At 71.3% G+C, this 23,178-nt stretch carries 23 protein-coding genes and 1 tRNA gene; 9 read left to right on the top strand and 15 right to left on the bottom strand.

Going from position 1 to position 23,178, the window contains the following annotated elements:
- The first annotated feature begins 70 nt into the window (after positions 1-70).
- The 3 genes from M3147_RS01090 (at position 71) to M3147_RS01080 (ending at position 3,041) form a co-directional block, all read left to right on the top strand.
- Positions 71-763 (top strand): response regulator transcription factor, encoded by a 693-nt coding sequence (locus M3147_RS01090; protein ID WP_022894322.1) that lies wholly within the window; start codon positions 71-73, stop codon positions 761-763.
- 41 nt (positions 764-804) lie between these two features.
- Positions 805-2,601 (top strand): sensor histidine kinase, encoded by a 1,797-nt coding sequence (locus M3147_RS01085; protein WP_251201687.1) that lies wholly within the window; start codon positions 805-807, stop codon positions 2,599-2,601.
- 149 nt (positions 2,602-2,750) lie between these two features.
- Entirely contained in the window at positions 2,751-3,041 is a 291-nt protein-coding gene (locus M3147_RS01080; RefSeq protein ID WP_251201686.1) for a WXG100 family type VII secretion target, read from the top strand.
- Positions 3,042-3,220: 179 nt separating this feature from the next.
- On the opposite strand, the gene groL is transcribed toward M3147_RS01080, so the two are convergent.
- The 3 genes from groL to M3147_RS01065 all read right to left on the bottom strand — a co-directional run bounded on the left by groL (position 3,221) and on the right by M3147_RS01065 (position 5,987).
- Complete coding sequence (gene groL, locus M3147_RS01075) at positions 3,221-4,840, bottom strand: chaperonin GroEL (RefSeq protein WP_251201685.1); 1,620 nt, start codon at positions 4,838-4,840, stop codon at positions 3,221-3,223.
- A gap of 282 nt (positions 4,841-5,122) precedes the next feature.
- Complete coding sequence (locus M3147_RS01070) at positions 5,123-5,668, bottom strand: LytR C-terminal domain-containing protein (protein ID WP_251201684.1); 546 nt, start codon at positions 5,666-5,668, stop codon at positions 5,123-5,125.
- A 28-nt stretch (positions 5,669-5,696) separates the two neighbouring features.
- The gene (locus M3147_RS01065) at positions 5,697-5,987 is read right to left on the bottom strand and encodes a DUF3263 domain-containing protein (protein ID WP_251201683.1); all 291 of its coding nucleotides are present in this window, start codon (positions 5,985-5,987) and stop codon (positions 5,697-5,699) included.
- A gap of 266 nt (positions 5,988-6,253) precedes the next feature.
- Between M3147_RS01065 and msrB the strand changes: the two genes are divergently transcribed.
- Together msrB and M3147_RS01055 are read left to right on the top strand one after the other, a co-directional pair.
- A complete protein-coding gene (msrB, locus tag M3147_RS01060; protein ID WP_251201682.1) occupies positions 6,254-6,655 on the top strand; it encodes a peptide-methionine (R)-S-oxide reductase MsrB in 402 nt (133 codons plus the stop codon).
- 2 nt (positions 6,656-6,657) lie between these two features.
- Positions 6,658-7,206, top strand: coding sequence for a nitroreductase family protein (locus M3147_RS01055; RefSeq protein WP_251201681.1), 549 nt, complete (start codon positions 6,658-6,660; stop codon positions 7,204-7,206).
- A gap of 3 nt (positions 7,207-7,209) precedes the next feature.
- Here the strand turns inward: M3147_RS01055 and M3147_RS01050 are convergent, their stop codons facing one another.
- The 4 genes from M3147_RS01050 to M3147_RS01035 form a co-directional block, all read right to left on the bottom strand.
- The gene (locus M3147_RS01050) at positions 7,210-8,277 is read right to left on the bottom strand and encodes a DMT family transporter (protein ID WP_251201680.1); all 1,068 of its coding nucleotides are present in this window, start codon (positions 8,275-8,277) and stop codon (positions 7,210-7,212) included.
- Between the two features lie 162 nt (positions 8,278-8,439).
- Positions 8,440-9,924 (bottom strand): thioester domain-containing protein, encoded by a 1,485-nt coding sequence (locus M3147_RS01045; RefSeq protein ID WP_251201679.1) that lies wholly within the window; start codon positions 9,922-9,924, stop codon positions 8,440-8,442.
- A 139-nt stretch (positions 9,925-10,063) separates the two neighbouring features.
- Positions 10,064-10,136: transfer RNA gene (locus tag M3147_RS01040), tRNA-Thr, on the bottom strand.
- Between the two features lie 130 nt (positions 10,137-10,266).
- Complete coding sequence (locus M3147_RS01035; RefSeq protein ID WP_251201678.1) at positions 10,267-11,202, bottom strand: DsbA family protein; 936 nt, start codon at positions 11,200-11,202, stop codon at positions 10,267-10,269.
- 248 nt (positions 11,203-11,450) lie between these two features.
- On the opposite strand from M3147_RS01035, the gene M3147_RS01030 reads away from it, so the two are divergent.
- Positions 11,451-12,551 carry an ABC transporter ATP-binding protein gene (locus tag M3147_RS01030; protein ID WP_251201677.1) on the top strand — a complete coding sequence of 367 codons (1,101 nt, stop codon included), beginning with the start codon at positions 11,451-11,453 and terminating at the stop codon, positions 12,549-12,551.
- 107 nt (positions 12,552-12,658) lie between these two features.
- Positions 12,659-13,975 carry a DUF4032 domain-containing protein gene (locus tag M3147_RS01025; RefSeq protein WP_251201676.1) on the top strand — a complete coding sequence of 439 codons (1,317 nt, stop codon included), beginning with the start codon at positions 12,659-12,661 and terminating at the stop codon, positions 13,973-13,975.
- Positions 13,976-14,002: 27 nt separating this feature from the next.
- Here M3147_RS01025 and M3147_RS01020 read toward each other — a convergent pair whose 3' ends face one another.
- From M3147_RS01020 to M3147_RS01000, 5 genes are all read right to left on the bottom strand, one after another.
- On the bottom strand, positions 14,003-14,482 hold the full coding sequence (locus M3147_RS01020) for a pyridoxamine 5'-phosphate oxidase family protein (protein ID WP_251201675.1): 480 nt from the start codon (positions 14,480-14,482) through the stop codon (positions 14,003-14,005).
- 68 nt (positions 14,483-14,550) lie between these two features.
- On the bottom strand, positions 14,551-15,576 hold the full coding sequence (rlmB, locus tag M3147_RS01015) for a 23S rRNA (guanosine(2251)-2'-O)-methyltransferase RlmB (protein WP_251201674.1): 1,026 nt from the start codon (positions 15,574-15,576) through the stop codon (positions 14,551-14,553).
- Positions 15,573-17,003 carry a cysteine--tRNA ligase gene (cysS, locus tag M3147_RS01010; RefSeq protein WP_251201673.1) on the bottom strand — a complete coding sequence of 477 codons (1,431 nt, stop codon included), beginning with the start codon at positions 17,001-17,003 and terminating at the stop codon, positions 15,573-15,575. The genes rlmB and cysS overlap by 4 nt, the downstream gene beginning before the upstream one ends.
- A 54-nt stretch (positions 17,004-17,057) precedes the next feature.
- Complete coding sequence (gene ispD, locus M3147_RS01005) at positions 17,058-18,314, bottom strand: 2-C-methyl-D-erythritol 4-phosphate cytidylyltransferase (RefSeq protein ID WP_251201672.1); 1,257 nt, start codon at positions 18,312-18,314, stop codon at positions 17,058-17,060.
- 63 nt (positions 18,315-18,377) lie between these two features.
- On the bottom strand, positions 18,378-18,860 hold the full coding sequence (locus M3147_RS01000) for a CarD family transcriptional regulator (protein WP_189083844.1): 483 nt from the start codon (positions 18,858-18,860) through the stop codon (positions 18,378-18,380).
- A 160-nt stretch (positions 18,861-19,020) separates the two neighbouring features.
- On the opposite strand from M3147_RS01000, the gene M3147_RS00995 reads away from it, so the two are divergent.
- A complete protein-coding gene (locus M3147_RS00995) occupies positions 19,021-19,503 on the top strand; it encodes a hypothetical protein (RefSeq protein WP_251201671.1) in 483 nt (160 codons plus the stop codon).
- 78 nt (positions 19,504-19,581) lie between these two features.
- On the opposite strand, the gene M3147_RS00990 is transcribed toward M3147_RS00995, so the two are convergent.
- Together M3147_RS00990 and M3147_RS00985 are read right to left on the bottom strand one after the other, a co-directional pair.
- Positions 19,582-20,262 carry a response regulator gene (locus M3147_RS00990; RefSeq protein WP_251201670.1) on the bottom strand — a complete coding sequence of 227 codons (681 nt, stop codon included), beginning with the start codon at positions 20,260-20,262 and terminating at the stop codon, positions 19,582-19,584.
- Positions 20,259-21,458, bottom strand: a complete 1,200-nt coding sequence (locus tag M3147_RS00985; protein ID WP_251201669.1) for a sensor histidine kinase — start codon at positions 21,456-21,458, stop codon at positions 20,259-20,261. Before M3147_RS00985 ends, M3147_RS00990 begins: the two co-directional genes overlap by 4 nt.
- Positions 21,459-21,643: 185 nt before the next feature.
- On the opposite strand from M3147_RS00985, the gene phoU reads away from it, so the two are divergent.
- Positions 21,644-22,297: a phosphate signaling complex protein PhoU gene (phoU, locus tag M3147_RS00980; RefSeq protein ID WP_251201668.1), complete on the top strand. Its 654-nt coding sequence runs from the start codon at positions 21,644-21,646 to the stop codon at positions 22,295-22,297.
- Positions 22,298-22,401: 104 nt separating this feature from the next.
- Here the strand turns inward: phoU and M3147_RS00975 are convergent, their stop codons facing one another.
- Positions 22,402-23,148 carry a phosphoglyceromutase gene (locus M3147_RS00975; protein ID WP_251201667.1) on the bottom strand — a complete coding sequence of 249 codons (747 nt, stop codon included), beginning with the start codon at positions 23,146-23,148 and terminating at the stop codon, positions 22,402-22,404.
- Positions 23,149-23,178 lie beyond the last annotated feature (30 nt).

Below are 23,178 nucleotides of genomic sequence, written 5' to 3'. Positions count from 1 at the left end.
CCGGCCGACTCCGGCGAGGCGCGCAACGGACTCCCAGGCGGCTCCCAGCGAACGTCAAGAGAATGGCGCCATGAGCGACGGACCCCGAATTCTCATCGTCGACGACGAGCCCAACATCCGCGACCTGCTGACCACGAGCCTGCGCTTCGCCGGCTTCGCCGTCCGGGCGGTCGGCAACGGTGCCCAGACCATCTCGGCCGTGCTCGAAGAAGAGCCCGACCTCATCATCCTCGACGTCATGCTGCCCGACATGAACGGCTTCGGCGTCACCAAGCGACTCCGCTCCGCCGGGTACACCGCCCCCATCCTCTTCCTCACCGCGAAGGACGACACGGAAGACAAGATCACCGGCCTCACGGTCGGCGGCGACGACTACGTGACCAAGCCCTTCTCGCTCGACGAGATCGTGGCGCGCATCAAGGCGATCCTCCGCCGCACCATGCACGCCGAGGAGGACGCGGTCATCCGCACCGGCGAGCTCACGATGGACCAGGACACACACGAGGTGCTCGTCGGCGACGTACCGGTCGAGCTCTCGCCGACCGAGTTCAAGCTGCTGCGCTACCTCATGCTCAACCCCAACCGGGTGCTCTCGAAGGCGCAGATCCTCGACCACGTCTGGGAGTACGACTTCAACGGCGACGCCGGCATCGTCGAGAGCTACATCTCCTACCTGCGCCGCAAGCTCGACCAGCACTCCGCCGAGCCGCTCATCCAGACCAAGCGCGGCTTCGGCTACATGCTGAAGAGCTCCAAGCCGTGAACAGCGCTCGGCCAGATTCCTCGGCGTAGGCTCGTCGTGCCATGAACCAGACGATCTTCGAGCGGTGGAACCGCGTCTCGCTGCGCACGAAGATCACGGGCGTGACGGTGCTGATGCTCACCCTCGGCCTGCTCGTCTCCGGCATCGGCACGGCCGCGATGCTCCGCAGCTACGCCGAGCAGCAGCTCGAGAGCCGGCTGCGCACGATCGCCTCCGGCGACGTGGTCTCCCGCTACTTCTACGGCGACGACGGCGACTCGAGCGCAGACGCCCTCGACGTGCGCCCCTCGGACGACGTCTTCGTCGCGAAGTACGACCCGGAGACCGGCGATTTCCTGGCGCACAACTGGCAGGGCCGGCCCCGCGACGAGGTGCCGCTGTTCCCGTCGGAGCTCAGCATCGCCAAGGTCAACGAGATGAACGCGAACGGCTACGTCGTGCTCCCGCTGCCCGACCAGCGCGGCGATCAGACCTTCCGCGCCGTGACGGCGCTCATCGACACCCACGGCAGCTTCATGCCCATCGTGATCGCGATCTCCACCGCCGAGACCGAGCGCCTCCTCGCCGCGTACCTCACGATCTTCCTCGGCTTCGGGCTCGGCGTCGTCATCGTGGGCGCCCTGCTCACTCGCATGCTCGTCACCTCGACCTTCACCCCGCTCCGCGAGGTGGAGCGCACGGCAGCGGCGATCGCCGACGGCGACTTCAGCCAGCGCCTCGACGGCGCGACCCCGAACACCGAGGTGGGTCGGCTGAACCGCTCGCTGAACACCATGCTGAACCGCATCGACCGGGCCTTCCGCGACCGGGCGCGCACGATCGACCAGATGCGCCGCTTCGTCGGGGACGCCTCCCACGAGTTGCGCACTCCGCTCGTCTCCGTCCGCGGCTACGCCGAGCTCTACCGCATGGGCGCGCTGCAGACCCCGGAGGACGTCGGGCAGGCGATGGACCGCATCGAGAAGGAGGCGATCCGCATGGGCCTGCTCGTCGAGGACCTGCTGGCGCTGGCCCGACTCGACGAGGCGAAGCCGCTCACGCTCGCGGAGGTCGACCTCGTGCCGCTCGCCCGTGATGCCGCGCTCGACGCCATGGCCGCGGCACCGGCGCGCACCGTCACCGTGATCGCGCCGGAGGCGAGCGGCGACGGCGAGGGGGAGGAACCGGCGGAACTCGCGGTCGACCTCGATTCGCCGCCCATGCGCGCCACCGGACCGATCGCCTTCGCCGGCGCGACGCTCGCGCGGTTGCGTGGGCGCCGGCTCTCCCAGCCGCCCCGCCGGCCGGCGGCCAAGCAGCCGTCCCGCGATACCCGCGAGGCGCAGCGCCGCCGTCAGCTCGACGCCGACGCCGCTCGCGTGCAGCACGACGACGAGGTCGTCGTCGATCCGGCCCCCACGGTGCCCGTGCCCATCGGCTCCGGCACCCCGGCGCCCGTGCAGCGCGCGATCGTGCTCGCCGAGGAGAACAAGCTCCGTCAGGTCATCACGAACCTCATGGGCAACGCGATGCGCTTCACGGCGGACGACTCGCCGATCGAGATCCGGGTGAGCCTGGATGCCGCGGCCGAGCGAGCCATGCTCGAGGTCGTCGATCACGGCGAAGGCATCCCACCGCAGATCCGGGAGAAGATCTTCCAGCGGTTCTGGCGCGCCGACACGTCGCGCGCGCGTGAGACGGGCGGCACCGGGCTCGGGCTCGCGATCGTGTCCTCGATCGTGGCCGCGCACAACGGCAGCGTCGACGTCGTCGAGACGCCGGGCGGCGGGGCCACGTTCCGCGTCTCGCTCCCGCTCGCGGACTCGGCCGCAGCACCGCAGCGCGTCGGCGGCCTCTGACCCGCGAGGGAGACGCCCCTCCTCCCCCGCGGCGCGCCGGCGCTCGGAATCCACAGCCGGCGCCGCCCGCGCTCGGAATGCGCCGGGGCCGCCTAGCGTCGAAGCGCGCCCCCGCCCCCCCCCGCCCCCCCCCGACCGGAGGGAGCACGATGACCAGTTACGCCGTCGACAGCGGCCAGGTGCTCGGTGCCACGCAGGTGGTGCAGAGCACGATCGATCGGCTGCAGAGCGAGGTGGGGGCCCTCGTGGCCCAGCTCGCCGGCCTGCAGTCGGTGTGGAGCGGGTCGGCTTCGGCCGCCTTCCAGGGGGCGGTCGCCGACTGGCGCGCCACCCAGCAGCAGGTCGAGGCGAACCTCGCCGCGCTACGGCAGGCGCTCACCATGGCGGGGACCGCGTATGCCGAGGCCGAGCAGGCCAACACGAGGCTGTTCCTGCGCTAGTACACCCCGGGCGACGGCCGGGCTGCGGCCAGAGCGGCTGCTCGGCCGCAGCCCGCGACGACGAGCCGCGACCACGAGCCGCGACGACGAAGGGCGCCTCCGGCTCGGAGGCGCCCTTCGCGCTCAGCAGGGTACGAGACCCCGATACGGTGCGCTCGCGGTGAGCGCCCGCGTTCGGACTAGAAGTCCATGCCACCCGTCGGGTCGCCGACCGGGGCGGCCGTCTTCTCGGGCTTGTCGGCGACGACGGCCTCGGTCGTGAGGAAGAGACCGGCGATCGACGCGGCGTTCTGCAGCGCCGAGCGGGTCACCTTGGCCGGGTCGATGATGCCCTGGGCGAGCAGGTCGCCGTACTCGCCGGTCGCGGCGTTCAGACCGTGACCCGCGGGGAGCTCCGACACCTTGTTCGCCACGACACCCGGCTCGAGGCCCGCGTTGAGAGCGATCTGCTTGAGCGGAGCCTCGATCGCGACCTTGACGATGTTCGCACCGGTCGCCTCGTCGCCCACGAGCTCGAGCTTCTCGAACGCCGCCTTGCCGGCCTGGATGAGGGCCACGCCACCACCGGCGACGATGCCCTCCTCGACGGCGGCCTTCGCGTTGCGGACGGCGTCCTCGATGCGGTGCTTGCGCTCCTTGAGCTCGACCTCGGTGGCCGCGCCCGCCTTGATGACGGCGACGCCGCCCGCGAGCTTGGCGAGGCGCTCCTGGAGCTTCTCGCGGTCGTAGTCGGAGTCGGTGTTCTCGATCTCCTGGCGGATCTGCGCGACGCGGCCGGCGATCTGCTCGGCGTCGCCCGCACCCTCGACGATGGTCGTCTCGTCCTTGGTGATGACGACCTTGCGAGCCTGGCCCAGCAGGTCGAGCGTGACGTTCTCGAGCTTGAGGCCGAGCTCCTCGCTGATGACCTGGCCGCCGGTGAGGATGGCGATGTCCTGCAGCTGCGCCTTGCGGCGGTCGCCGAAGCCGGGCGCCTTGACGGCGACCGACTTGAAGATGCCGCGGACCTTGTTCACGATCAGGGTCGCGAGCGCCTCGCCGTCGACGTCCTCGGCGATGATGAGCAGCTGCTTGCCGGTCTGGATCACCTTGTCGACGATGGGCAGCAGGTCCTTGATGTTCGAGACCTTGCTGTTCGCGATGAGGATGTAGGGGTCTTCGAAGACCGCTTCCTGGCGCTCCGGGTCGGTGACGAAGTACGCCGACAGGTAGCCCTTGTCGAAGCGCATGCCCTCGGTGAGCTCGAGCTCGGTGCCGAAGGTGTTCGACTCCTCGACGGTGACGACGCCCTCCTTGCCGACCTTGTCGATCGCCTCGGCGATGATCTCGCCGATCTGGGGGTCGGCGGCGGAGATCGACGCGGTCGCGGCGATCTCGTCCTTCGTCTCGATCTCCTTCGCGGCGGCGAGGAGCTCCTCCGAGACGGCCGCGACGGCCTTCTCGATGCCGCGCTTCAGCGAGATGGGGTCGGCGCCGGCGGCGACGTTGCGGAGACCCTCGCGAACGAGCGCCTGGGCGAGCACGACCGAGGTGGTCGTCCCGTCACCGGCGACGTCGTCGGTCTTCTTCGCGACCTCCTTGACGAGCTCCGCGCCGATCTTCTCGTACGGGTCGTCGAGCTCGATCTCCTTGGCGATGGACACGCCGTCGTTCGTGATGGTGGGGGCGCCCCACTTCTTCTCGAGGACCACGTTGCGGCCGCGCGGGCCGAGGGTGACCTTGACCGCGTCGGCGAGCGTGTTCAGGCCCCGCTCGAGCCCGCGGCGGGCTTCCTCGTCGAAAGCGATGATCTTTGCCATGAGTTTCCTCTCGTCCCTTCACGGACGTCAAAAGAATGGTGTTTAGCACTCGAAACGAACGAGTGCTAAGACGATTCTGGCACTCTGCGTCCGAGAGTGCAAGGCGAGCGGAGGGCCGTCCGCGAGCCGACGCTGGGCGAAGACGACGGAACGCGCCCCCACCGATCGGAGGCGCGTTCTGCGACGGTCGGGACTCAGGCCGGGCGGACCGATTCGGCCTGCGGGGCCTTCGACCCCGTGCCGAGCTCGAAGGCGAGCCGCCGGCCCTCCTCGAGCACCTGGTCAGCCGGCGACTGCCGCCGCGTAGTCGGCCCCGAGCACCACGGTGATGGTGCCGCCGGTCTCCGCGATGGAGGGATCGAGGCCGACGTCGCCGACCCCGAGCGCGCCGAGGACGCCGCGAGCCGCCCCCTCGAGCTCCTCGCTCGCGTAGTACACGGTGGTCGTCTCGATCGTGCTCTCGCTCGCGTTCGCCGCCGAGGACACCGGGACCCCGGCCGCCTGCAACGTCTCGGAGGCGGTGCCCGCGAGGCCGCTCGCATCCGTTCCGTTCAGCACGAGCACGGGCACGTCCGGAGCGACCGTCGGCACGGCGGTCTCGACCGGCTGCTCCGACGGCGGCGGCGGCGAGGGCTCGGCGAAGTCGAGCCGTCCGTTGAAGATCATGAGACCGACGATGCCCGCGGCGACGAGCACGACGGTGACGAGCGCCGCGATCCCGAAGGCGATCCATCCGCGACCGCGGCGTTCCGGCGCGCGATGCGCGCCGACGCGGTCGATGCCGTTCGGCAGGCTGTCGAATCGGTCGCGGGGAAAGTTCTGCGCCATGGGTCCAGTTCGATCGTCGGGGCCGGGCTCAGTCGAGCGCCCGGCCGGGCGTGGGCGCCCGATGCGCTCGGGCCGCGACACGGGCGTCGCGAAGGCGCAGCAGGCGATTGACGAGGAGCGGATCATGTCGCAGCGCCGCGGGCTGCTCGATGATGCCGCCGAGAAGACGGTAGTACCTGGCTCCGCTGAGCCCGAGCTCGTGACGGATGGCCTCGCTCTTCGTATCGGCGTCGGGCCAGGCGCGTGCCTCGAAGGCGAGAATCCGGAGCGCACGGTCGTCGAGCGAGGCATCCGCGACCCCGTTCCCGCCTGCGCCCATGCGTCTCGCCTCCCGCCTCGATGGCGCGTTCGCGCGCCTCGAAGCACATCCTAGGCTCGGGCCGCCGGGAGGATGCCGCGCGGGAGGCGTGTGTTCGGCATCCGGCACCGCCGACGGGAACAGGGCCGGACGCGCTCGTGTTGTATGACGGTGCCGGGTTTGTCCGGCGCGCCGGGCCTGCCACGATGGAGCTGGCGATGAGCGTGCGAGCTACCCCCGGCTCGCGGATCCGCCCGGCGGGGCACGAATCGAGAGGATTCCGGGAAATGAGCTATCGGGTCGACAAGAGCGACGAGCAGTGGCGCCAGGAGCTCGATCCCGAGCAGTACTCCGTGCTGCGCGAGGCGGCGACCGAACGCCCGTGGACGGGCGAGCTGCTCGACGAGCAGCGCGCCGGCGTCTACCAGTGCGCGGCGTGCGGGGCCGAACTGTTCAAGAGCGGCACCAAGTTCGACTCCGGCTGCGGCTGGCCGAGCTTCTACGAGTCGGTCCGCCCCGAGGCGGTCGAGCTGATCGAGGACACGAGCCTCGGCATGGTGCGCACCGAGGTGCGCTGCGCGAACTGCGGGTCCCACCTCGGACACGTGTTCCCCGACGGCTTCGGCACCCCGACCGGTGATCGCTACTGCATGAACTCGATCGCGCTCGACTTCACGCCGGAATCCTGAGCGTGGCCTCCGCGAGGGAGGCGGCGCTCCGGCGCCGCTCCTCCCCCAAGGTGACCGAGCGCGCACCCGACGACGCCGAGCTGCTCGCGTTGCTCGAGGCCGCCGGGCGGGTGGCCGATCACGGCTCCCTGGCGCCCTGGCGAGTGATCGCCCTGCGCGGCGAGGCCCGCGCCGGCCTCGGCCGCGCACTGGGCGATGCCGCGGCGGCCCGCGGCGCCGATCCCGGGAAGGTCGCGGCGAAGCCACTGCGCGCGCCGCTCCTCGTGGCGGTCATCGCGACGACGCGCCCGCACTTCAAGGTGCATGCGTGGGAGCAGGAGGCGGTCGCCTCCGGCGTCGCCCATGTGCTGAGCCTGCTGCTCGACGAGGCCGGTTGGGGCGTCATGTGGCGCTCCGGCCCGTACACCCGCGACGCGGCCGTGGCCGAGTTCCACGGTCTCGCCGACGGCGAGCTCCTGCTCGGCTGGCTCTACGTCGGCGGTCGGCCCGACGAGCCCCGCCCCGAACGGCGCGATCCCGGCATCGCCGAACGGTTCGAATCCCGCGGCTGAGCGCTACTCGCCGCCGGCCTTCGCCGCGTGCGCGTGCCGCGACCATCGGATGCTCGCGACGAGCACCGCGACGAGCGCCAGCACGGTGCCGCCGACGGTCGCGAGCTCGAGCGGCCGCTCGGCGGTCGGCAGCAGGAGGTCGAGCGCCAGGGCCGCGGCGAGCTGCCCCGCCACTCCGCACAGGGCGAGCAGCAGCACGCCGATCGTGCGGACGACCGCCGCCTGCGCGGCGATGAAGATGCAGCCGAGCGCGCCGCCGACGTAGAGCCACCAGATCCCGGGCAGCTGCGGGAAGCCCGCCACCGCTCCGTGCACGAGCGCGGCGACGACGAGCGCGATCGTGCCGCCGAGGAAGTTGCCGAAGGTCGCCGTCAGCGCGCTGCCGGCCGCCTGCTTGACGCGCCCGTTGACCGCCTGCTGCCAGCCCACGCCGACGCCGGCGGTGAACGGCAGGAGCATGAGCAGGAGCGGCACGTGGTGCGCGAGCTGCGCCGAGACGGCCCACGCGATCGCCCCGAGCGCGAGCACGGCGCCGAGCACCCGGGTGGGGGTCAGCCGACGACGACCACCCGGTCCCAGCCCGACGAGGTCGAACACGATGCCGCCGACGGTCTGCCCCGCGACGATCGCCACCGTGAACAGCGCCACGCCGAGCGTCGCCGAGGAGAGGCCCTGCGTCGTCACGAACCAGGCCCCGGCGAGACCGCCGAGCAGCATCCACCAGGCGAGCCGCCGGTCGGCGAGCGCCTCGCGCACCCGGCGGAGGCCGACGCGGCCCGGCTTCCAGACCAGCAGCGCGAGGGAGAGGATCACCAGGCCGCTGCCGAAGGAGATCGCCGCGGCCGTGTAGGGGTCGCCGACGACGCGGGCGAACTCGCCGTTGATCCGGGACTGCACCGCGGTGAGCCCGCCCGCGGTCACCGCGACGACGAGGGCGAGCGCGACGGGCAACTGCCCGCGCTCGAGGTGCCCGTGCGCGTCGTGCCGAGCCTCGGGCGGGCCGGCATCGGGCGATCCTCCGGCGACGGTCGGGAGCGGTCGCACTCGCGGTGTCCGCGTCGATTCGGTCATCCGGGTCCTCTCGCTCGCCGCGGCCCGTCCGGCGGCGGGTCGGCCGCATCCCACGGTAAGGCACGGCGGCCGGCTCCGTGGAGCCGGCCGCCCGCCCGCCGTGCACGGGGCCGGAGGGGGCCGTCCCGCACGGGGCGGCCCCCTCCGTTCCCGGTGCGAGGGCTATCGTGCCGTCTTGGCGAACCGCCGCTGAACCGCGATCCCGGCGCCCGCGAGCAGGAGCACACCCGCGAGGAGCCCCAGGCCGAGACCGCCCGACGCTCCCGTCGCGGGCAGCGCGCCCGCGCTCGGTGTCTTCGTCGGCGTCGGGGTCGGCGTCGGGGTCGGGGCGGGACCGTACTCGTCGGTCACCTCGACCTGCGCGGTCTCCTGCTCGATGATCGTGACGTCCGACGGTTCGATGGTACTGGAGACGAGGACGACCTGCTCGTTCACCCCGTCCGCGGTCTCGGTGATGGTGCAGACCGCACCCGCCGGGATCGGGGAGATGACCGGCATCGGGTGGGACCCGGCCCCGGTACCCGCGGGCAACGTCGTCGTGTACTCGGTGATCGTCTCGCCGTCGGAACAGCTCGCGGTGACCTCCAGCGGTCCCTGCAGTCCGGCTGTCTCTCCGGTGATGATCTTCGTGATCTGCAGCGATCCCGCGGCGTAGGGCGTGGCCGTGACGCCGGCGCGGATCGGCAGGTCGGTGGCTTGCGCGAGGATCAGCTTCTGCGCGGTCGTGCGGCCGGCGTTCGACCCGTCGTAGAGGAAGACGTTCCCCTGCACGACGGACTGGATCGACGTCAGGCGGAATCCTTGTGGAGTCGTCGTCGAGAGATATCGCATCCAGAGTTGCGCGCCCAGTGCGACGGTGTCGCCGTCCGCGAGCGGCTGCGTGCCGGCGGCGTCGGCGAAGACCTCGACGCCGAGCGCCTGCAAGGTGGCGGTCGCGGCGGTCCCGCCGACGGTGAACGGCCCGACCAGGTCACCGGTGGTGGGCACCTGGGCGCTGTTCGGCGTGAGCGTGAGGGTCGGCAGTGGCGGTGCGCCACCGCCCGCGTTCGTTTGGGCATCGAGGATGATCGCCGCCGTGGCGGCCCGGACCGGGTCCGTGTCGGCGAGGATGAAGTGATCGGTGAAGTACCAGATCGCCGATTGGACGGCGGCGACCTTCTGCACGATCGTGCCGGCCGGGACGGACGGGACGTTCGGGAAGTAGTTCGTCAGGATGTAGTTGACGTAGACCAGGTTGGGCACACTCGCCTCGGTCCACGGGCCGAGCTTGTAGTTCACCCCCACGGTCGTGTCGGACTCGAGGTCGATGCAGTACGCGAGTCCCTGGATCGGGCCGGTGGGATCGTGGATGTCCTTCAGCACCGCCTGCGCCGTGGTCGTCGCCGCGACCGGCACTCCCGGCACCGCCGGGTACGGCGTCGCTGCGGGGTCGACGGCCGGATTCTGCCCACCGGACACGGACCCGACGTTCAGCAGTTGCGAGATCCTGGTCTCGGTGGCGATATCGCCCAGACCGCCGTCGACCGGCGTGCCCGGATTGGGTTCCGCATTGGCCGGGCCAGCGAGCAGCACCCCTCCGGATGCGGCGAGTACGGCGGCGATCACCACCGCCGCCAGCCGCGAACCACGCTTCCTCGTCTTCGACATCGCCCAGCCTCCCCCCGAGTCGGCGGGGCGTCGCCGACCACGTCAGTCTCGTACCTTCATGAGGAAAGCACAAGACTCGAGCGGAATCGCGTACGGCGGCGAGATGGGAGAGCTCCGGCGAGATTCCGGGCCTTTTCAGTGCCGGCTACAGGACTTGAACCTGCAACCCCCGTATTACAAGTACGGTGCGCTACCAATTGCGCCAAGCCGGCGGGCGAGTGGCCACGCCCATCTTAGCGGCGGCCGTCGCCGGCACCTGCGCGCGGCGCAGACGCCGAACGGCCCGTCTCCGCACGTGGGCGGGGACGGGCCGTTCGAAGGCGGATGCCTCGGCGCTGGCCGCTACTGGGCCGGCGCCGGGGTGGGCGTCTCGCTGGGGCTCGGCGTCGAGTTCGTGAAGCTCTGGCTCGCCGCCTGCGTGACGAAGGCCTGGAACTCGGTCGGCTCGGAGAGCGACCCGGTGTACTGCTTGCCGTTCACGAGCACCGTCGGCGTGCCCTTCACGGACTCGACCTCGGTCGTGTTCGGCAGCGGGCCGCTCAGGGCGCGGTTCGTCGCATCCTGCACCCAGCTCTTGAACTGCATGTCGTCGATGCACTTCTCGACCTTCGACAGCGACCCCACTCCGGTCTGCTCCGCCAGCTTCTTCATGTCGTCGTTGCTGAGGCCGGTCGAGCCCTCGGCGGGCTGGTTCTCGAACAGCGCGTCGTTGAAGTCGAGGAAGTTCTCGGGCGACACGTCGGCGACGCACGCGGCCGCGTTCGCAGCACGGAGCGAGTACTGGGTGCCGGCCGAGCGGTTCGTGAGGATGGCGATGGGGTGCACCTCGAGCGTCGCCGCCCCCTGCTCGACCATCGTCTTGATGGCGTCGCGGTTGGTCTGCTCGAACTGGCCGCAGTAGGGGCAGAGGTAGTCGATGTAGGTCACGATGTTCGCGACCTCGCCCGAGTCGTCCTGCTTCGTCGGCGTCGGCTTGCCGCCGGCCGGGGTCGCCGGCGTCTCGGTGGGCGTCAGCGCGCCGTCGGTGCCGGTGAACACGATGCCGTCGCTCGCCATGTTGCGCGGACCGGGGCCCGCCGGCTTCACACTGTTGAAGATCAGCCCGCCGATGAGCGCCGCGATGGCGACCACGGCCACGATGATGCCGCCCTGGAGCAGGACCTTGTTGCGGCGTTCCCGCTTCTTCTGCTCCTCGCGGAGGGCTCGAGCCTTCTCGCGCGCCGCCTCTCGACGGTCATTCTTGTTGGGGCGAGGCTGATTCGATCCGCCGTTGCTCATCGATGGTCACTCCGGGTCGCTGTGGGGGGCGCACGTCTGCATGCGAACGCACCCACGATAGTAGGAACGGTGCCTGGGAATCACCCAAACGGCGGCTGGACGCGCGCGGAGCCCGTCGGGACGCCCCCGCTCGGGGGCCGGGTCGGCACCCCCTCCACCGTGTGCGATACTGAGCGGGCGTCACCGTCGACGCACTTCCATCACTACGGATCGTCCGGCACGTACCTGCCGGTGAAGGAGAAATCATCATGGCATCTGTCACGTTCGACCAGGCCACCCGCCTGTACCCCGGCGGCACCCGCCCGGCCGTCGACAAGCTCGACCTCGAGATCGCCGACGGCGAGTTCCTCGTCCTCGTCGGCCCGTCCGGCTGCGGCAAGTCCACCTCGCTGCGCATGCTCGCCGGCCTCGAAGAGGTCAACGACGGCAACATCTTCATCGGCGACCGCAACGTCACCGACGTGCCGCCGAAGGACCGCGACATCGCCATGGTCTTCCAGAACTACGCGCTCTACCCGCACATGACCGTCGCCGAGAACATGGGCTTCGCGCTCAAGATCGCGGGCGTCGGCAAGGAGGAGCGCGCCGCGCGCGTCCTGGAGGCCGCCAAGCTCCTCGACCTCGAGCCCTACCTCAGCCGCAAGCCGAAGGCCCTCTCGGGCGGCCAGCGCCAGCGCGTCGCCATGGGCCGCGCGATCGTGCGCCAGCCGCAGGTCTTCCTCATGGACGAGCCGCTGTCGAACCTCGACGCCAAGCTCCGCGTGCAGACCCGCACCCAGATCGCCTCGCTGCAGCGCCGCCTCGGCGTCACCACGGTCTACGTCACCCACGACCAGACCGAGGCGCTCACCATGGGCGACCGCATCGCCGTGCTGAAGGACGGCCTGCTCCAGCAGGTCGGCACCCCGCGCGACCTCTACGAGAAGCCGTCGAACGTCTTCGTCGCCGGCTTCATCGGCTCGCCAGCGATGAACCTGTTCCAGGCCGACATCGCCGACGGCGGCATCCGCTTCGGCACCGCGGTCGTCCCGGTCGAGCGCGACGTCCTCACCCACGCGAGCGGCTCGCAGGTCACGATCGGCGTCCGCCCCGAGGACATCCAGGTCTCGACGACCGCCGGCGAGGGCCTCGAGGTGAAGGTCGACCTCGTCGAGGAGCTCGGCGCCGACGGCTACCTGTACGGCCACTCCGAGATCGAGGGCAAGCGCACCGACATCGTCGCCCGCGTCGACGGCCGCGCCCACCCCTTCGCCGGCGACACCGTCTACCTCACGCCGACGCCGCACCACGTGCACGTCTTCGACGCCGAGTCGGGCGAGCGCCTCGGCGCGCGCGTCGTCGCCGCCTGAGTCACGATCGACGGACACCGGATGCCGGTCGGGAGCGATCCCGACCGGCATCCGCCGTTCTGGGCCGTCCGCGGACCGGGACGGCCTGCACCTGGAAGGATGGCCCCATGAGCGGCTCCCTCTCGATCACCTCGGCGATGGCCGATCCGGCCCTGCTCGACCTGCCGTGGGACCTCCCGCTCGAATCGTGGCCGAGCGACACCATCGCCGCGCTCCCGAAGGGCATCTCGCGCCACCTGGTGCGCTTCGCGCATCTCGGCGAGCACATCGTCGCGATCAAGGAGACCACGGCCGAGATGGCCAAGGGCGAGTACGAGATGCTGCGCACGCTGCAGCGGCTCGAGATCCCCTGCGTCGAGCCGGTCGCCGTCATCACGAACCGCACGGATGCCGAGGGCGAGGAGCTGAAGCCGGTGCTCGTCACCCGGCACCTGCGTTTCTCGCTCCCCTACCGCGCGCTGTTCTCCCAGACGCTCCGGCCCGACACCGCGACCCGGCTCGTCGACGCGCTCGCGGTGCTGCTCGTGCGCCTGCACATCGTCGGGTTCTTCTGGGGCGACGTCTCGCTCTCGAACACGCTGTTCCGCCGCGACGCCGGCGCCTTCGCGGCCTACCTCGTGGACGCCGAGACCGGCAAGCTCTACGAGGGCGGCCTCTCCAACGGCCAGCGCGAGAACGATCTCGAGATCGCCCGGGTGAACATCGCCGGGGAACTCCTCGACCTCGAGGCCGGCGGCCGGGTCGCCGACGAGCTCGACCCGGTGCGCATCTCGAACGGCATCGTCGACGCCTACCGGGCGCTCTGGACCGAGCTCACGGGCTCCGAGTCCTTCGAGGCCGCCGAGCGCTGGCGCATCAACGAGCGGGTGCAGCGTCTGAACGCGCTGGGCTTCGACATCGAGGAGCTCGCGATCAAGACGGACGAGTCGGGCACGACCGTGCGGATCCAGCCGAAGGTCGTCGACGCCGGGCATCACCAGCGCCGCCTGCTGCGCCTCACCGGCCTCGACACCGGCGAGAACCAGGCCCGGCGGCTCCTGAACGACCTCGACTCCTACCGCGCGAGCTACGGCAAGACCGAGCTCGACGAGGAGATGGTCGCGCACGAGTGGCTGATGCGGGTGTTCGAGCCGGTCGTGCGCGCCATCCCGACCGAGCTGCGCGGCAAACTGGAGCCGGCCGAGGTGTTCCACCAGCTGCTCGAGCACCGCTGGTTCATGGCGCAGCGTGCGGGCCACGACATCCCGCTCGCCGAGGCCGTGACGAGCTACATCAACACCGTGCTCCGCCACCGCCGCGACGAGGCCACGGTCATCGGCCCGCCGACCGACGCCTTCACGGCGGCGATCGAGGTCGTCCCCGACACGGCATCCGTCGCCGTCGTCGACCCCGACGACGAGGGCGACTGGCGGCTCAAGGTCTGAGCCGCCGGCGCCCCGGCGCGCCGGCGCTCACAGCTCGACGACGCGGTTCTCGCCGATGTCGGGCTGCTCCTTCGTGAAGAAGGCCTTCACGGCCTTCGCCGCGGCGAGGACCCCGGGCTCCGTCAGCGCCCAGTACTCCGCACTCTCGGGGAGCACCTCGAGCACGACGATCTCGGGGTCGGCGCGTCCACCGGGGAACCATGCCTCGGCGGCCGCGCCCCAGAGCTCGTCCACGGCGCCCTCGTCGTCGACCACGCGGGCGGAGCCGGCGATGGACAGGTAGCCGCGCTTGGAGGAGTAGGCGACGTTCACCCGGGGATGCGCGACGACTTCCTCGACCTTCGGGCTCGGGTCCTCGACGAGGAAGCGGAGGGTGCCGTCGAAGCGGTCCTGCAGCGCCGCGAGCGGCCTCGCGTGCAGTGCGCCGTCCGCTCCGGTCGTGGTGAGCATCGCCACGTCGGCGGCGTGGACGAGCTCGGAGATGCGGTCGTATGCGTCCTGTTCCATGCCCTCGACGCTACGGAGCCCGGCGCCGCGACGCGGCCCCCTTGACAGCGCGGGCGGCCCGAGAGACCCTACGCCGACTCGGCGGCGCGGAGCCGCGCGATCTCGTACAGCGTGACCGAGACGGCGATGCCCGCATTGAGCGACTCCGTCGCGGCGGTGATCGGGATCGAGACGATCGCGTCGCAGGTCTCGGTGACGAGCCGCGAGAGCCCCTTGCCCTCGGAGCCGACGACGATCACGACCGGGCGGTCGGCGAACTCGAGCCCGGGCAGCGACACGTCGCCGTCACCGTCGAGGCCGAGCACGAACACCCCGCGCTCCTTGAGCGCCTTGAGCGTCTGGGTCAGGTTCGGGGCCATCGCGACGGGGATGCGCGCCGCGGCGCCCGCCGAGGTCTTCCAGGCGGCCGCGGTGACGCCGACCGAGCGGCGCTGGGGCACGATGACGCCCTGGCCGCCGAACGCGGCGGCCGACCGGATGATTGCGCCGAGGTTACGCGGGTCGGTGATGCCGTCGAGGGCGACGAAGAGCGGCGTCTCGTCCGAGGCGAGCACCTCGTCGAGCAGCTCGATGGGGTGGGCGTACTCGTAGGCCGGCACCTTCAGGGCGATGCCCTGGTGCACGCCCCCGTCGCCGGAGAGACGGTCGAGCTCGGGTCGGGTGACCTCCAGCACGGGGATGCCCCGGTTCGTCGCCATCTTCAGGGACTCGCGCACCCGGTCGTCCATCTCGACGCGCTGCGCGAGGTAGAGCGTCGTGGCCGGCACCTTCGTGCGGAGCGCCTCGACGACCGCGTTGCGGCCCGTCACGATCTCGGACTCGTCGCCCGAGCGGGAGCGCTGCGAGGCGCCCGAGGCGCCGCGCGGGGCGCCCGGGCGCCCCTTCTGGCCGGCGCGGCCTTTGCCGCCCGCGGCCTCGTACCGCTCCTGGGCGGCCTTCCGCTTGCCGGCGACGTGCCAGCTCCGGTCTTCGGCCTTCGGCGTGGGGCCCTTGCCCTCGAGCGCCTTGCGCCCGTGTCCGCCGGTGCCGACCTGCTTCGAGTGCGCGGCCTTGCGGACGGCTCCAGCGCGCGGCTTTCCGCTGCTGCCCTTCATGAGAGGCTCCAATGAGTCGAGGTCTGACTGTCTTCGATGGTGATGCCCGCCTCGGCGAGCTCGGTTCGGATGCGATCGGCGGCGGCCCAGTCCTTCGCCTCGCGCGCGGCGCGGCGGTCGTCGAGCAGCCGTTCGACGAGCACGCCCAGCGCAGTGGCCGCGGGGCCGGCGTCGTCGCTCGCCCAGTGCGGGTCGCGCGGGTCGATGCCGAGCACCTGCACCATGGCCGAGACCTGCCCGTGCGCGACGGCGGCCTCGTGCAGCTCTTCGGCGTCGAGCGCGTTGTTGCCCGCCCGGACGGTGTCGTGCAGCACGGCGAGCGCCTGCGGCACCCCGAGGTCGTCGTCCATCGCCTCGGCGAAGGCCTCCGGCACGACGGGCGCGCCGATCCCCGCGAAGCGGGTGCCCGCGAGCCGGCGCTCGACCCGGGCGAGGAAGGTGCGGATGCGGTCGACCGCCGCCTCGGCGACGGTGAGTGACTCCGGGCTGTAGTCGAGCGTGGAGCGGTAGTGCGCCTGGCCGAGGAGGTAGCGCACGGCGAGCGGGGACGCGAGTGCCAGCAGCTCCGCCGCGTAGACCGAGTTGCCGAGCGACTTCGACATCTTCTGGCCGCCGACGTTCACCAGGCCGTTGTGCACCCAGTACCGGGCGAAGCCGTCGCCCGCCGCGGTCGACTGGGCGAGTTCGTTCTCGTGGTGCGGGAAGCGGAGGTCGAGCCCACCGCCGTGGATGTCGAACTCGGGGCCGAGGTACCGGGCCGCCATCGCCGAGCACTCGATGTGCCAGCCCGGGCGGCCCTCGCCCCACGGCGAGGCCCAGGCCGCCGAGTCGGGCTCGTCGGCCTTACGCCCTTTCCAGAGGGCGAAGTCGCGCGGGTCGCGCTTGCCGCGGGGGTCGGCGTCGGCCGCCGCCTCCATGTGCTCGCGCGACTGCCGGGTGAGCGAGCCGTAGTCGGCCCAGCTCCCCGTGTCGAAGTAGACGTCGCCCGAGCCGTCGGCGGCGGGATAGGCGTGGCCGCCCTCGATCAGTCGGTCGATGAGCTGCTGCATCTGCTGCACGCTCGCGGTGGCGCGCGGCTCGTAGCTCGGCGGCAGGATGCCGAGTGCCGCGTAACCCGCGGTGAACTCGAGCTCGATGCGGTACGCGAGCGCCCACCACGGCTCGGCCGCGCCGCCCTGCCCCTCGCGGTGGGCGGCGTCGAGGATCTTGTCGTCGATGTCGGTGACGTTGCGCACGAAGCTCACGTCGAAGCCGCGGTAGGCGAACCAGCGCCGCAGCTGGTCGTAGACGAGAGCACTGCGGAGGTGGCCGATGTGCGGGCTCGACTGCACGGTCGGGCCGCACACGTACATGCCGACGCGTCCCTCGTGGAGGGGGACGAAGTCACGCAGTGCCTGGGCCTTCGTGTCGTAGAGTCTGAGCGTCACCGCTCCAGCCTACCGGCGGGCGGGGACGTGAACCTGGGCGGGCGGCCCGGGAGTTCAGGCGGGCAGCAGCAGCGCGGTCGCGATCGCGGCGATGCCCTCGCCACGGCCGGTGAAGCCGAGCCCGTCGCTCGTCGTCGCGGAGACGCTGACCGGGGCCCCGACGAAGCGGCTCAGGAGCGCCTCGGCCTCCTCGCGGCGCGGCGCGAGCTTCGGCCGGTTGCCGACGAGCTGCACGCTGACGTTGCCGACGACGAAGCCCGCCTCGCGGACCCGCCGTACCGTCTCGCGGAGGAACACCTCGCCGTGCGCGCCCCCGAGCTCCGGGTCGGCGGTGCCGAAGATGCGGCCGACGTCACCGAGTCCGGCCGCGGCGAGCAGCGCGTCGCAGATCGCGTGGCTCGCGGCGTCGCCGTCGCTGTGCCCTGCGAGGCCGCGCTCCCCCGGCCATTCGAGCCCGGCGAGCCACAGCGGCGTGTCGTCGTCGGCGAAGGCGTGCACGTCGACGCCGGTGCCGACCCGCGGCGTGACCAGGCGCGGCTCCGTGATCGGCTCCGGCGGGAGGATGGACGGCCCGGGCTCGGCCTGCCGAGCCTCATGGCGGTCGGCGGATGCCGCGTCGTCGGCGTCGCCCACTGCGACGAGCTGCTCGGCTCGGCGGAGGTCGGCGGGCACCGTGATCTTGAAGGCTCGCACGTCGCCGGGCACGACCTCGACGGACACCCCCGCCGCCGCGGCGAGGGCCGCGTCGTCGGTGAACTCGCCGCCCGCCAGCCGGTAGGCGCGCTCCAGGGCGCCGCGCGGGAAGCCCTGCGGCGTCTGCACCGCCGCCAGTTCGGCGCGATCGACGGTCTCGACGACGCGGCCGTCGGCCACCCGCTTCACGGTGTCGACCACGGGGAGGCCGGGCACGATGCCGTGGCCGCGGGTGCGCACCGCGGCGGCGACCTCGTCGAAGAGCAGCGACGGCGTGAGCGCCCGCGCCGCGTCGTGCACGAGCACGACGCCGACCTCGGGCGCGATCGCCGCCAGGCCGGCGGCGACGGAGTCCTGGCGCAGTTCGCCGCCCGCGACGACGACGACAGGGTGCGCGGCATCCGCCCGCGCCGCCAGCTCCGAGCGCGTCGCCTCGGCGCGCTCGGCCGGGACCACGACGACGAGCTGCACGGGCTCGCGCATGCCGAGCACCCGGTCGACGGCGTGCGAGAGCAGCGTGCCGTCACCGAGCGGGACGAAGGCCTTCGGTTCGGGCCGACCGAGCCGGGTTCCGCTGCCTGCGGCGACGACGATGACGGCGACGGAGGGTGTGCTCACCCTCCGAGCGTACCGCCACGACCTCGACGCCGGTCGGGCGCCGAGGGCTTCGGCGACCGAGGCTCAGGAGGCGAGGACCTCGTCGAGCACGACCGAGGCCTGCTCCTCGTCGGTCTTCTCGGCGAGCGCGAGCTCGGAGATGAGGATCTGCCGGGCCTTCGCGAGCATGCGCTTCTCGCCGGCCGAGAGCCCGCGGTCCTGATCGCGGCGCCACAGGTCGCGGACGACCTCGGACACCTTGATCACATCGCCGGAGGCGAGTTTCTCGAGGTTCGCCTTGTAGCGGCGCGACCAGTTGGTCGGCTCCTCGGTGAACGGCGCACGCAGCACCTCGAACACGCGGTCGAGGCCCTCCTTGCCGATGACGTCGCGAACGCCGACCAGATCGACGTTCTCAGCGGGAACCTCGATGACGAGGTCGCCCTGCGTGACGTTCAGCTTGAGGTAGAGCTTCTCTTCGCCCTTGATGATCCGTTTCTTCACCTCGGTGATCGTTGCAGCGCCGTGGTGCGGGTAAACGACGGTCTCGCCAACCTCAAAAAGCATGAATGATAGTCCTTTCGGCAACTTTCAGGATATCACATCGAGGATCGTGCTAAGGTATGCGGCCCTCCACGAGCATGCACGTCCGTAGGCTATGCTCGACACGATTCCCACGCGTGCGCGACGGCCGATCCGCGCGCACGGCTTCGGACTTGGAGGTTCTGTGAAGGCGCGTCTCGCGGCATCCGCCGCCCTCGCTCTCGGTATCGTCATCGGCGCCAGCGGCTGCTCGATGATCACGTACCAGGCGACCACCGAGCAGTACGACGCGAGCGACGGCGTCTCCGTCAACGTCGGCGACCTCGACCTTCGCAACGTGCTCGTCGTGAGCGACGACGGAGAGCAGGGCAACCTCGTCATGACGGTCGTGAACCGCGGCGACGACGACGCCGAGCTGAACGTCGAGTTCGGCGATGGCAGCCGCGTCACCGAGCCCATCGTGGTCTCCGCCGGCAGCACCGTCGCCTTCGGCGTCGACGAAGTCGAGGGCCTCGAGGTGCAGGAGCCCGTGCTGCTCGACGGCATCGACTCCATCCCCGGCTCGCTCATGCCGATCTTCTTCCAGTACACCGGCGCCGAGGGCCAGGAGATCAACGTCCCCGTGCTCGACGGCACCCTCGCGGAGTACTCGTCACTCGTGCCGTGAGGCACTGACGCACGAACCCCGGGCCACCGACGCGCAGCCGTCGGGTGGCTCGGGGTTTTCGTCGTCGACGCCGACCCGTCAGGCCTCGAAGCGGTAGCCGAGGCCGCGCACGGTGACGAGCTGCACCGGCTCCGACGGGGAGACCTCGATCTTGGAACGGATGCGCTTGATGTGCACGTCGAGCGTCTTGGTGTCGCCGAAGTAGTCCGAGCCCCAGACCCGGTCGATGAGCTGACCGCGGGTGAGCACCCGGCCCGCGTTGCGCATCAGGAGCTCGAGCAGCTCGAACTCCTTCAGCGGCATGGGCACGGCGACGCCGTCGACCTCGACCGTGTGCCGGTCGACATCCATCCGGACCCGCCCCGCCTCGAGCACCGAGTCGTCGAAATCGCTCGCCTCGACGCGGCGGCGCAGCACCGCCCGGACGCGGGCGAGCAGCTCACGGGTCGAGTAGGGCTTCGTGACGTAGTCGTCGGCGCCGAGCTCGAGGCCCACCACGATGTCGATCTCCGAGTCCTTCGCGGTCAGCATGATGATCGGCACGCTCGAGCGGTTGCGAAGCTCCCGGCAGACCTCCGTTCCCGGCAGGCCCGGGAGCATCAGGTCGAGGAGCACGAGGTCGGCGCCGTCGCGGTCGAACGCGTCGAGGGCGTCACGGCCGTCGGCGGCGACCTCCACCTCGTAGCCCTCGCGCTCGAGCAGGAAGCTGAGCGGGTCGGACAGGGCGATCTCGTCTTCGACGAGCAGGATTCGAGTCACGTGACGGCTCCTCGGGATGCGGGGGTGGGATCGTTCGCGGCGGGCGGCTCGCCCACCGGGTCGGGGGTCTCGACCGCTGCGGCGAGCGGCAGCCGGATCGTGAAGGTCGAGCCGCGGCCCGGCTGCGACCAGACGCGCACGTCGCCGCCATGGTTCTGCACGGTGTGCTTCACGATGCTCAGACCGAGTCCGGTGCCGCCGGTGTTGCGGCTGCGCGCCTGATCGACGCGGTAGAACCGCTCGAACACGCGATCCAGCTCGTCGGCGGTCATGCCGACGCCCTGGTCCGTCACCGAGATCTCCACGGCGCCCTTCTTCGTCGAGACGCCCACGCCGACGCGTCCGCCCTCGTTGGAGTACGCGATCGCGTTCGCGATGAGGTTGTGCACGGCCACCGCGAGGAGGGCGCGGTCGCCGTAGACCTCGGCCCGCTTGGCCCCGCGCACGGCGACGTCGACGTCCTTCGCCGAGGCGACCACGCGGTTCTGGTCCACGGCGGCGGCGACGACCTCGTCGATCCGCACGATCGTGTCCGGCCGCAGCGCGTCCTTCGCCTGCAGCTTCGAGAGCTCGATGATCTCCCCGGTGATCCGCGCGAGCCGCTGCGCCTCGACTCCGAGCCGGCTCGCGAAGCGCTGCACCTGCACGGGCTCCTCCGCCGCCTCGCCGAGCGCTTCGGCGAGGAGCCCCACCGAGGCGATCGGCGTCTTCAGCTCGTGGCTGATGTTCGCGATGAAGTCCCGGCGCACCTCGTCGAGACGGTGCGCCTCGGTGCGGTCCTCGACGACGATGACGACGAAGCGGGTGCCGAGCCGCGCCACCCTCGCGCTCACGAGCATCGTCTGCTCGCCGAACGGCCCGCGGGCCAGCTCGAGCTCCTGGGCGACCGGCTCCCCCGTGCGCCGCACGCCGGCCGCGAGGTCGAGCAGCTCCTGATGGGCGAGCGTCTGCCCGCGCACGAGCCCCATCGCGAGGGCGCCGGGCGAGGCGCGCAGCGCGTTGTTCGAGGGGTCGACGACGACGCCGGCCGAGTCGAGCACCTCGAGCACCTGGTCGACGCCCTCGGGAACGCTCGGGGTCGCGACGCTCGCCGCGCTCTGCCCACGTCGTTCGGCCATGTGCAGCACGACCATGAAGGCGGCGCCGAGGAAGAGGCCGAGGGCGAGCGCTGCGACCACCACCCAGGTGGAGTCCATGGCTCCCACACTAACGATGCGTGAAGGGTGCTCGTCGCCGATCAGACCGAATACGACGGTACGTTGGTCAGTGTTCAGGAGAACGGCACCTGCTGTTCACCTTCGATCGGGAGGATTGCCGCGCCGGTCGGAACCGGTGCATCAGCGCGTCCGCGCCGATGCAGGAGAGGTGAGGATTCCAAGTCATGCGTGAGGTGTTCCAGCAGGAGCTGCGCGAGGTCCAGGACCGGCTCGTCGAGATCGCCGGTCTCGTCGCGGAGTCGATCGACAAGGCCACCCGTGCGTTCAACGAGTCCGACGTCTCGCTCGCGGAGGAGGTCATCGCCGACGACCACGGCATCGACCAGGCAGCGCTCGCGCTCGACGAACTGGCGATCACGATCCTCGCCCGTCAGCAGCCGGTCGCCCGCGACCTGCGCATCGTCGTGAGCGCCCTGCGCATCAGCGCCTCGCTCGAGCGGATGGGCGACATGTCGACCCACATCGCGCAGCTCGCCCGCTACCGCTTCCCCGACAAGGTGGTGCCGAAGACGCTCCGGCCGACCTTCGCCGAGATGGGCCGGCTCGACGTCGAGATCGCGAAGAAGCTCACGGAGCTGCTGACGAGCGAGGACGTGGAGCTCGCCGAGCAGATCCGCAACGAGGACGACAAGATCGACGCCCTGCACCTGCAGGTGTTCGACAAGGTGCTCGGCGAGACGTGGAAGGGCGAGGCCGTCGACACCGTCGACGCGACGCTCGCCAGCCGGTACCACGAGCGGTTCGCGGACCACGCGGTGTCGATCGCGAAGAAGGTGCAGTACCTCGCGACCGGCGACTGGGCGCCCGAGGCGCCGTAGCCCGCTCGCCGGCAGCACCGGCGACGCACACGGGGCCGGTGGATCATCCGATCCACCGGCCCCGTTGTATTCCGGGCGGACGCGTGCCGCGCGCCCGGTCGGTCTTACTTCTTGCCCTGGGCCGCGACGGCCGCCGCCCCGGCCGCGGCCGCCTCGGGGTCGAGGTACCGGCCCGGTGCGAGCGGGCGGAACTCGTCGTCGAGCTCGTACACGAGCGGGATGCCGGTCGGGATGTTGAGCTCGGCGATGTCGGCGTCGCTGATGCCGTCGAGGTGCTTCACGAGCGCGCGGAGCGAATTGCCGTGCGCGGTCACGAGCACTGTCTTGCCGGCCGCGAGGTCGGGGATGATGTCCTGCTCCCAGTACGGCAGCATGCGCGCGATGACGTCCTTCAGGCACTCGGTGCGCGGCAGCTCGTCGTCGCTGAGCTCCGCGTAGCGGGGGTCGCCGACCTGCGAGTACTCTGCGTCGTCGGCGAGGGCGGGCGGCGGAACGTCGAAGGAGCGACGCCAGAGCTGGAACTGCTCAGGACCGTACTTCTCGAGGGTCTCGGCCTTGTCGAGGCCCTGCAGCGCGCCGTAGTGGCGCTCGTTCAGCCGCCAGCTGCGGCGCACCGGGATCCACAGCCGGTCCGCGACATCGAGGGCGATGTCGGCGGTCTGGATGGCCCGGCTCAGCACGGAGGTGTGCAGCACGTCGGGCAGCACGCCCTCGGCCGCGAGCAGCTCGCCGGCGCGGGCGGCTTCGCCGAGACCGAGCTCGGAGAGCCGGACGTCGACCCATCCGGTGAAGAGATTCTGCTGGTTCCATTCGCTGTTGCCGTGGCGAAGCAGCACGAGGGTGTGAGGCATGTGCCCAGCCTACCGGCGGGCGGCGCGCAG

The organism is Agromyces mediolanus (genome assembly GCF_023715325.1).
Taxonomy (GTDB): Bacteria; Actinomycetota; Actinomycetes; order Actinomycetales; family Microbacteriaceae; genus Agromyces; species Agromyces mediolanus_A.
This window is presented reverse-complemented; position numbering and strand designations above follow the sequence as displayed.